Below are 9,219 nucleotides of genomic sequence, written 5' to 3'. Positions count from 1 at the left end.
CCACAGACCCCACACCGGCATCGGCGGCCAAACACCCTCACAACGCGTTCACAACGTCACGGGGAAGTACATCTAGCTCTTTGCGGAGTGCCTCGAACGCGAAGATCGAGAACGTCGATGCGGCGATGCGCACCTTCGAGCCCGGCGCGATCTCAGCTTTGAGATCGTCGCCCAGGAGGTCGGAGACGTTGTTGATGATCCGCACGTGGCTACCCGGCGTCCTCGTCGTGAGTCGAGGATGAGGCTCCACCTCGTCGCACCCAGTCGTCGATCTCACTGGCTTGGAACTTCCAGAGGCGTCCGACCTTGTGGGCGGGCATGGCCTTCTCGGCGATCCAGGTGTAGACGGTGTCTTTGGTGACCCCGAGGTGGGCGGCGATGTCGTCAGCGGACAGCCACGGCTCAGCCACGTTGGTCCTCCCTCGCTCAATGGCCCAGGCAGGCCAACACCCACGATGATACCGGCGGAGGTACAGATTGAGTTGGGTTTCTCCGGGCGTGGCCGAACGAGATGGGTGCGGATGGGGTGGTCGCTCCGGTGGCCGATCAGCGCGGGACACGCGCCTTGAGCCAGGCGGTCACCGCGTCCTGCCATCGGTCGGGGGCGGTGTTCCAGCAGAGGGTGTGGCCGGCGTCGAAGGTCTCCAGCTCGATGAGATCGGGGCGCGCGTCGCGGAGTGCTTGTGAGAGCCGGATCGGTACGGAGTCGTCTCGGGTGCCGTGGAGGATCAGGGTCGGCGTGGAGAGGTCTGCGGCTCGGGCGGTCCAGTCGAAGGAATGCAGCGGGATGCGGCCCCGCAACCCGACTGTGCGTGCCAGCGGGGCGAGGGTGAGCCACGGGATAGCGAGCTGCCCGGCTGCTGCGGGCAGTCCGCTGCGAACGCAGTTGGTCTTGATGGCTTCGGTCCAGTTGAGGACTGGCGAGTCGAGTACGAGAGCGGCGATCAGTCCTTGGTGTCGCGGGTGGTCGGCGAGTTGGAGGGCGATGGCGGCCCCCATTGTCCAGCCAAAGAGCACGACTTGCTGCGCTCCGCGTCGGACGGCATATCCGATGGCGTCGTCAACGTCGGCCATCTCCGTATAGCCGAGGGTTGAGCGGCCAGTGCCGACTCGGGGCCCTTCTGCTGTGTTGCGGTAGCTGACGACAAGGGAGGTGTAGCCAAGCTCGGTTGCGGCGAGGACGCCGCGCAGCGTGCCGGCGCGGGTGCTACCGAGTCCGTGGATGTGAACCGCCCACGTCGCGGGGTCGCCGTCAACGCGCCACGCCGGACATTGTCCTGCCGGGGTCGTGATGGTGATCTCGCGGGCGCGGAGCCCGGCGTCGGCTGGGGTGGCGTAGCAGATGCCGCTCCAGGAGGCCCGGTTGCCGATCTTCGGGGTGAGGCCAGGTGCAGTGCCGGTGATCCTTCGCGCGACGCGAGTCGGTCCGCGATCGACGACCTCGGTGGAGAGCTGGACCCAGCCTCCGTGCTCGAACCAAAGGTTGTAGCTGCCAGGCGCGGTGGTTTGGTCGGTGCGATCAAGCACGATCAGGTCACCTTTGTCGTCGTGCTCGATGCCTCGGATAGTGAGGTTGAACGTGCGTGGGCCGACGGGGGCGGTGAGCCGCCGCGCGATGGCCCACCCAACCCCGGCAGTCGTTACCGCCGTGGCCCCCGCACCGATGGCGATGCAGCCGATCACGATCCACGCTCCTCGACGTTGGGAACGGGCAACGTCGTTGCGACGGCCGTGTCGTCTCCGACGAGGTGGCTCTCGGCGCGTTCAAGTAGGCCGCGGTCGGCGGTGCTGATGTTGAAGGTGATGCGTGGGTCGATCATCGCGTCGCGGATTTCGACAATCATGCGGTGGAGGTGTCCTTCGGGGTCTTCGCTGTTGGTGGCGAGGGGGTCGGCGTGGCTCAGGCCGGGCCGTGCGAGCGTGGCCCGGTGCCAGAGCGGCTCCAACTGCGCCGCGAAGGAGATGGTGTGCCGCCGTCGGGCGTGGTGCTGGGCGCGGCGGACGGCGGGTTGGACCGCGAACCCGGCGCAGAGGAACACAAAAGTGAGGACCGACAGCGGATCGTAGGCAGGCTGGATGGCGTGCATGAGGTTGAGGTGGCCGGTGGCGTGGGCGATGTCCAGGACGATCACGGCGAGGCAGAGCGCGACACCGAACGTTGATCCCAGGCTCAACAGTGCGGCGGGCAGGCGCTGGATGCCGGTGCTGTGCCGGTACTGCCGTGCGGCGAGGACGAGCATCGTCGCGATGACGAGTGCTCCGTAGCTGAAGTTGATGATCGAGTAGACCGCTGCTGCGGGTTGCGCACCGAGATCGCTCATGAATCGTGTCGTGGTGGTGTCACGGTCGATGAACAGGAATGCTGCGGTGATCGCGAGTAGCGCGACGAGCAGGACGGGCGCGCTGACGGTGGCGCGGACGAGCCTGGGCCGGTACTCGCCGGTCTTCAAGACGCCGCGTCCGAGGAAGAAGAGCCCGATCATCAGGAGTGCGTCCGCGATGAGCGTCGCGATGTTCGTGCCGCCGAGGAGCGGATCGACGACGGTGTAGATGGCATCGACGTTCAAAGTCATCCCTATGGCGATGGTGAAGGCGGCGTGGGTGATACTTCTGTCGGTGCGTTTGCGGCGGAAGATAAGCAGGCTCGCCACGAGCGCCCACATGAGCGTCGCGACGAGTGTCTGGATCATCCGAATATCTCCGGGAAGGCCGACTCTGCGAACACTGATCCTCGGATGCCGGCGGCGAGCTTGTCGGCGAGGGACTCGGCGGCGATCTCAGTTTCGTTGTCAAGGTCTTGCCGCCGGAGCAGGCGTCCACGGGTGTAGGGCGGGATGTTGGGCAGCAGCGCCTCGTCGACGGTGCAGTCATCGCCGTCGCAATGGCCGAGGATCATGTGGGCGAGTTCGTGGAGGATGAACTGCTGTCGGTGGAGTGTCGAGTCGGTGCGGGCGTGGAGCACGAGGTCGTCAGTATCGGTTGCCAGCCAGAGCGCACAGAGGCCGTCGTGGGTATCAAGATCAGCCAGCTCAATGACCCGAAGTCTGCGGTGCCGCTGATCCTGGACAGAGCGGAGGAGCTCGTCGAAGGTGAAGGTACCACCGAGCCGAAGGCCCGCCACGGCCGCCGATACGGTCTGTTCGGTATTCACGGTTCGCCCCTCTCAGTGGGGAGCAGCGACCGGTATCGGCTTCGCCCTGCGCGACACCCAGTCAGTGCTCAGGCGTTGGTGTCATTTCCTCATCCAGGAACTTGGTGATGGCATGGAGTGCTTTCGGCGAGATGTCGCCGAGGGTGCGGGCTGCGTAGGATTTCACCTTCGCGGCACGCATGGACCGAACGAGATCAAGTTGCGCAGAGACCTTCTCGGGGGTGGCAGCACCGTCCTCACCGAGCAGGAACGCGGCGTCCACGTCGAAGAACTCCGCGAGACCCTCGAACACGGCGGGGTCTTGGACGTAGCGGTGGCCGTTGATCATGTACGTCCAGCGCGATCGCGACAGGTTGGTGCCTCGTTCATGGAGGTAGTTGGCGATCTGCGAGTAGGTCGGTTCCGTGCCGGACTCGGCGACGGCAACGTCCATCAGGAGGCGTAGACGTTTGGCGAGGTCTTCGGCCGCAGCCTGACTCTCGTCTTCGGTCATGACGGTGACCCCATTCCCTTCGCGACGGGCAAGGCATCCATGTGATCCACCCCGGAGGGTGGTTGTGCATGCTCAACCGTACTCGTTGAGCATGCACAAATCAAGGCTTGCGCATGCTCAACGGCCAGTGTTAGAACAGGACTCCGGGACATTTTGAGCATGCTCAATGCTCGGTTCCGGTCTCGGCTCGGGCTGCCTCAAGGGGGTGAACGATGTCCAGCTCACGGTTCGGGCACGGGTGTTCGCGCCTAGCTGTCAGGTGTACCGCCGCGCGCAACCTTGGCGCGGCCCGCCGAAGAGGAGACCGGAGCATGGCATCGAACGAGGACGCCCGCGCGGCGCGAGAGGCGAAGCTCGACGAGCTGCACGAGAAGCTGACTGGCGCGGTCGAGTCGCTGGTCTCGGGTGATGACTGGCGGCAAGCGCTCGCCTTCGCGGCACGGTTCCGGTCGCGGTCGTTCAACAACACGATGCTGATCTGGGTGCAGCACGAGGCCGCGTTCGAGGCAGGCCGGGTGCCTGAACCCTTCCCTACCCTGGTCGCCGGGTACCGGCAGTGGCAAGGGCTTGGGCGGCAGGTGATGAAGGGTCAGCCGGGCTACATGATCTTCGCGCCCGTGACGGGCCGGTTCACCTCATCCAATCCGGCCGATCCGAACTCCTGGCGTCGCTTGGGACCCCGCGAGAAGCACAAGGTCAACGAGGTCGTGCGCTCGCGGATGGTCGGCGCGCGACCGGCCTACGTGTGGGACGCCTCGCAGACCGACGGCGAACCGCTGCCGATGCCGCCCGCGCCTACGCTGCTGGAAGGCGAAGCACCTTCGGGGCTCTGGGATGGGTTGGCCGGGCAGATTCGCGGGGCGGGGTTCAAGGTGCTGCGAGTGCCGCACGAGGGGATGATCTCCGGTGCGAACGGCATGACCGACTACGAGGCGCGCACCGTCGCGGTGCGGGAGAACATGGACCCTGCCGCGCAGGTCAAGACCCTCGCGCACGAGCTCGCGCATGTTGTGATGCACGATCCCGACGACGAGGAGGCGCGGCAGCATCGCGGCATCCGCGAGGTCGAAGCCGAGTCCGTCGCGCTGATGATCGGTGCCGCGCACGGCATGGACACCGCCGGGTACACGATCCCGTACGTCTCGGCCTGGGCCGCCCGCGTGGACGGCCAAGAGCCCGTCCAGGTGGTGCAGGCCACCGGCGAGCGAGTGCGGAAAACCGCGCTGGCGATCCTCGACCCGCTCGACACGCTCCAAGTCGGCGACGGCACCCCGCCCGGCCTCGACCGCGACACGCCCAACCCGCGCACCTCCCGCACGGCAGCGCCCTCGGTGGAGGCTGATCGGCCGCGCGCTGCGCCTGTGCCCGAGCTGGCAGGTCGGGGGCTGTGATGCCCGAGCCATTCGATGTCCTCGCCGCGCTCATCCGCGTGGATGGTTCACCGAGCCTGGCACTGGCGGCGCGGAGTCTCGCGGCGGCTGGCGTGCCAGTGTTCCCGTGCGTCGTCGAGGGGAAGCGTCCGCTGACCCGCCGTGGGTTCCTCGACGCGAGCAGCGACCCGGAACAGGTTGCCGCGTGGTGGTCGCGCACACCATACGCGAACATCGGCATCCCGACGGGAGCGGTATCGGGCGTTGTCGTCGTCGATGTCGATGTCCACGGCACCCACGATGGCCGGGCGGCGTTCCAGCGCGCCTCCGACGCGGGGCTCGTAGATGGAGCGGGTCTGCTGGTGCGCACACCGACCGGTGGCGTGCACGTCTACTTCCCGGCGACACTAGGCAGCGAGCAGCGGTCGTGGCAGGCAGCCACCGCGGGTGTCGATTTCCGGGGCGACGGCGGCTACATCATCGCTCCGCCCTCCCGACGAATCATCGACGGCAATGTGAAGCTCTACGAGGTCGCGGACATCGCCGCGCACTCGGTCGGCGCGGTGGATGCGGCACGTCTGCGGGACTTTCTCGACCCGCGCCCCGTCGCCCCACCACGTCCCAGCAGCGGCTCGATGGATATGGAATCTGAGCGGTTGGCGGCGTGGGTCGCCGGGCGGGGTGAGGGCGAGCGGAACCGTGGCCTGTTCTGGGCTGCCTGTCGCCTCGCCGAGAACGGCGTCTCGGCCGCCGATGCGCTCGATGCGCTGGGTGCTGCGGCACAGTCGGCTGGTCTAGGTGATCGCGAGATCGCCACGACCGTGCGCTCTGCCTACCGAGCCATTCAGCCCGCATCCGAGACCGCGTCAGACGGCCGGAGCCGGAACGTGGGTCGCTGGTTCGGTCGTTCGGCGAGCCCACCGTCCGCAGCCTTCGGGAGGGCGGGGCTGTGAGGCGTGAATCGGAGGGGCGGCGGTGGGCCGCGATGACGGCGGTCGCGGGGACGGTGTTCATCGCTGCCGGGGCGTTCTGGCTGTCGTTCACGTCGTTGGCCGATCTGGCCGCTCGCTCCGGGATCGGGGCGGGGCAGGCGTGGGCGTGGCCGCTGATCGTGGACGGCATCATCGTCGTCGCCACGGTCGCCGTCGTCGCGCTCGCCGGGCAGCGCTCGGCCTGGTATCCGTGGGCGCTGCTGGTCGGCGGCGCGCTTGTCTCAGTGACAGCGAACGCCATTCACGCAGTCGTCGCCGCAGACGCCGACGTTCCCAGGATGCTTGCGGCCTCGGTCGCAGCAGTGCCGCCCGTCGTGCTGCTGGCCATCACGCACCTGACCGTGATCCTCACCCGCACCACAGACCCCGACAAAGAACCTGCCGACGCCGTGTCGTTCTCGACGACCACTGCGGAGTCGATGCCCGCGCTACCGTCCGGCGAGACGGAGGCTGGCCGTCGCGACGACGGTGTGGCGGATCGGCGGGCGCTGGGGTGGGAGCTGCGAGAGGCGGGCTGGTCGAACAAGCGGATCGCCCGTGAACTCGGGGTGCATCCCTCGACCGTGGGCCGCTGGTTCGCCGTCGCGCACCTCACTGACACAACCGATACCGCCGACGAGCGGGAGGAGACGACCCCATGAACACCACTGACAACCCGCAGCACAACGACCCGGCCAGGCCCGATCCGGCGAGACTGATGCCCGAGGTGCCGAGGGAGCGCGCGGAGGCCGTCGAGGCGGCGAGTACGCCGGAGGCGGTTCGGGCCGCGCAGGTCGCCCGCGACGACAAGCAGAACGCGCTCGTTCGTGGGCGCGGCGTGGAGTGGGTGCGCCCCACCGACCTGATCGCCCGCCATTCGGCGCACGCGGCAGGTCGTGGCCTCGACTTCCAGGCCGAACTGGCACGCCGCACCCGCACCCCGCTCGGGGCCGGAGTCCGTCGTCTCGGGGGGACCGTGCCCGGCGGTTGCCTCCGATCGCGGCGTTCGGGCGCAGCAGCACACCGGCGTCGCAGACATCCCGCTCCGGGGTCTCGATGAGTTGACGGCGGTGAGAGGTCATGGCTGCGACGGCATCGGCATGCGAGACGCGCTCGTGGGAGCGAGTGCGCACCTGCCTGCCAGGAGGTGCCGACACCATGACCACACCAACCCGCACCAACACGAACACCAGGACCGAGCCGACGGCCTACGGGGCTGAGGACTTCACCACCGGCGAGGGCCTGCGCGCCCTGCTCAATCGCCTCGGCGAAGGCGGCGAGGACGCCTGGGTTCACGACCCGGTGGCCCGCGACCTGATGGAGTTCGCCGCCGACAAGTACCGCGCTCTCGCGAGGAAGCACAAGCTCGACACCTGGGAAGCGGTCACGGCGGCGTTCGACGCGATGCAGTACCGCTCGACCCGCGAGGCCAACGATCCGTGGGCGATCATCACCCACGCGGTGCGGATTACCTGCGTCTACGAGGAACGCGCCCAAGGTCTGCTCTGCTCGGTGCACCAGGCCCGCCGCGCGCACGTCTCGGCGTTCCACGATCCCGAACGGTTCTCCGAACGCGACACCGCGCTGGCCGACTACCATCCCGCGTTCCACACCACCGACCTGCGTCCCAGCGATCTCGAACCGGAGCCGCGCGAGAGTCTCGGGTCGGCGCAGGCGTGCATGTCCGCTGGGTCGGCGGCCGAGGACGCCATCGCGATGCTGTGCCTGCTCGACTGGCCAACCGATACCGCACGGGCCGCCGTGGAGCACGTTTGCGGGGCGTTGATGAAGGCCGGCACCCGCCAGTCCGCCTACGAGACGCTGCGCCGCGACAGGCACGCGCGGGCACTTCTCGACCTCCCGCGCCGCTCCTGGGCCGCTCTCCTGAAAGCGCTGCTCGGGAACCCGCACCCGGCCTACGTGGCCACCAGCAGCGGTCGCGGCGTCCTGCTCCGGCTGCTGCTCGGCGAAACGCTCGACCTGCTGCTCCGCGACGACGATCTGATCCTCGCGCTCGCTCTGGCCGCTCCGAGTGGTGGGGGCCGTGAGTCGTCGTGACAGAGCCACAGATCGGCAGCATCCAGCTCGACCGCACCGTCGATTCGATCCTCGTCGGCACCCGGCACCGCGCTGACCTCGGTGACATCGACGCCCTCGCGGCATCCATCGACCGCGACGGGCTGCTGCAACCACTCACGATCACCATCGACGGCGTACTGGTGTGCGGGGCGCGACGCCTGGCCGCGATCAAGAAGGGGCGTGAGGAACGAACTGGCGACAGGTTTGGTTTAGGCCGCGAGTGTGAGCGGCTCGGTTAGCTTGGCTTCGAACTCGATGGGCGTCAACCCGCCGAGGGTGTCCTGTGCTCGCTGGCGGTGATACTTCCGCTCGATCCAGACCACGATGGCCAGGCGCAGCTCCTGCTTGGTCACCCACCGCTGCTGGTTGAGCACGTTCGTTTGAAGAAGCGACCAGAAGCTCTCCATGGCCGCGTTGTCCCCGGCCGCACCGACTCGGCCCATCGATGCGACCATGTCGTGACGGCGCAGCTCGCGAGCCATCGCGCGGCTCCGAAATTGGCTGCCTCTGTCGGCGTGCAGGATGCATCCGGCGACGTCACCACGTCGCGTGACGGCGTTGCGTACGGCATCGACGGCGAGCTTCGCGGTCATCCGATCCGAGATCGAGTAGCCGACGATCCGGTTGGAGAACACGTCCTTGATCGCGCAGCAGTAGAGCTTGCCTTCGCTCGTCCAATGCTCCGTGATATCCGTGAGCCAGAGCCGGTTCGGCGCATCGGCGCGGAACACTCGCTGCACGTGGTCGTCGAACACCGGCGGGCCGGCCTTCTTCCCCTTCCCGCGCCGACGGCGCTGTGCGGACGAGAGGATCCCGGCCTGCGAGCACAGCTTCCACGCCGTCCGCCGACTCATCTGCCATCCGGCTCGCCGCGCCTCGTCGGCGAGGTATCGATAGCCGAACGTCGGGTCCTCGTGGTGCGCGTCGCAGAGCGCGTTGATCCGGTGCGCCCGAAGCACGTCCGCGTCCCGGATCGGGTCGTTGCGCCACCGGTAGTAGGGCTGGCGGGCGAGCTTGAGGACCCGGCACGACACCGTCACGGGAATCCCCGCGTCAGCGAGCTCAGATACGAGCGGGTACGTCATTTTGGGGAGCCACCGAGTTTCAGATTCGCCTGCGACAGATACGCCGCCGCCCGCCTGAGGACCTCGTTCT

The 9,219-nt window shown here is 67.8% G+C and carries 12 protein-coding genes and 1 pseudogene; 6 read left to right on the top strand and 7 right to left on the bottom strand.

Annotated features, from left to right (window positions below; genetic code table 11):
* Positions 1-37: 37 nt before the first annotated feature.
* The 6 genes from GWK18_RS12635 to GWK18_RS12610 all read right to left on the bottom strand — a co-directional run bounded on the left by GWK18_RS12635 (position 38) and on the right by GWK18_RS12610 (position 3,644).
* Positions 38-205 (bottom strand): hypothetical protein, encoded by a 168-nt coding sequence (locus GWK18_RS12635; protein ID WP_166835664.1) that lies wholly within the window; start codon positions 203-205, stop codon positions 38-40.
* 4 nt (positions 206-209) lie between these two features.
* On the bottom strand, positions 210-410 hold the full coding sequence (locus GWK18_RS12630) for a helix-turn-helix domain-containing protein (RefSeq protein ID WP_085107820.1): 201 nt from the start codon (positions 408-410) through the stop codon (positions 210-212).
* Positions 411-546: 136 nt separating this feature from the next.
* A complete protein-coding gene (locus GWK18_RS12625) occupies positions 547-1,683 on the bottom strand; it encodes an alpha/beta hydrolase (protein WP_166835661.1) in 1,137 nt (378 codons plus the stop codon).
* Entirely contained in the window at positions 1,680-2,690 is a 1,011-nt protein-coding gene (locus tag GWK18_RS12620) for an MAB_1171c family putative transporter (RefSeq protein WP_166835659.1), read from the bottom strand. Before GWK18_RS12620 ends, GWK18_RS12625 begins: the two co-directional genes overlap by 4 nt.
* The gene (locus GWK18_RS12615) at positions 2,687-3,151 is read right to left on the bottom strand and encodes a hypothetical protein (RefSeq protein ID WP_166835657.1); all 465 of its coding nucleotides are present in this window, start codon (positions 3,149-3,151) and stop codon (positions 2,687-2,689) included. Before GWK18_RS12615 ends, GWK18_RS12620 begins: the two co-directional genes overlap by 4 nt.
* A 61-nt stretch (positions 3,152-3,212) precedes the next feature.
* On the bottom strand, positions 3,213-3,644 hold the full coding sequence (locus GWK18_RS12610) for a hypothetical protein (RefSeq protein ID WP_166835655.1): 432 nt from the start codon (positions 3,642-3,644) through the stop codon (positions 3,213-3,215).
* A 311-nt stretch (positions 3,645-3,955) separates the two neighbouring features.
* Here GWK18_RS12610 and GWK18_RS12605 point away from each other — a divergent pair, with 311 nt between their 5' ends.
* The 6 genes and pseudogenes from GWK18_RS12605 to GWK18_RS12580 all read left to right on the top strand — a co-directional run.
* The gene (locus tag GWK18_RS12605) at positions 3,956-5,035 is read left to right on the top strand and encodes an ImmA/IrrE family metallo-endopeptidase (protein WP_166835652.1); all 1,080 of its coding nucleotides are present in this window, start codon (positions 3,956-3,958) and stop codon (positions 5,033-5,035) included.
* The gene (locus GWK18_RS12600; RefSeq protein ID WP_166835650.1) at positions 5,035-5,967 is read left to right on the top strand and encodes a bifunctional DNA primase/polymerase; all 933 of its coding nucleotides are present in this window, start codon (positions 5,035-5,037) and stop codon (positions 5,965-5,967) included. Before GWK18_RS12605 ends, GWK18_RS12600 begins: the two co-directional genes overlap by 1 nt.
* Before the next feature lie 32 nt (positions 5,968-5,999).
* On the top strand, positions 6,000-6,647 hold the full coding sequence (locus tag GWK18_RS12595; protein ID WP_166835666.1) for a DUF2637 domain-containing protein: 648 nt from the start codon (positions 6,000-6,002) through the stop codon (positions 6,645-6,647).
* Positions 6,644-7,045, top strand: a complete 402-nt coding sequence (locus tag GWK18_RS12590) for a hypothetical protein (RefSeq protein ID WP_245193331.1) — start codon at positions 6,644-6,646, stop codon at positions 7,043-7,045. Before GWK18_RS12595 ends, GWK18_RS12590 begins: the two co-directional genes overlap by 4 nt.
* Before the next feature lie 98 nt (positions 7,046-7,143).
* On the top strand, positions 7,144-8,043 hold the full coding sequence (locus tag GWK18_RS12585; RefSeq protein ID WP_166835648.1) for a hypothetical protein: 900 nt from the start codon (positions 7,144-7,146) through the stop codon (positions 8,041-8,043).
* Positions 8,040-8,237, top strand: a pseudogene (locus tag GWK18_RS12580) (ParB N-terminal domain-containing protein); the annotation flags it as partial. The gene GWK18_RS12585 and the pseudogene GWK18_RS12580, both read left to right, overlap by 4 nt.
* Positions 8,238-8,273: 36 nt before the next feature.
* On the opposite strand, the gene GWK18_RS12575 reads toward GWK18_RS12580, so the two are convergent.
* A partial coding sequence (locus GWK18_RS12575; protein WP_209280962.1) for an IS3 family transposase occupies positions 8,274-9,219 on the bottom strand: 946 nt, incomplete at its 5' end.

Source organism: Kocuria sp. JC486, from assembly GCF_011602805.1.
Taxonomy (GTDB): domain Bacteria; phylum Actinomycetota; class Actinomycetes; order Actinomycetales; family Micrococcaceae; genus Kocuria; species Kocuria soli.
This window is presented reverse-complemented; position numbering and strand designations above follow the sequence as displayed.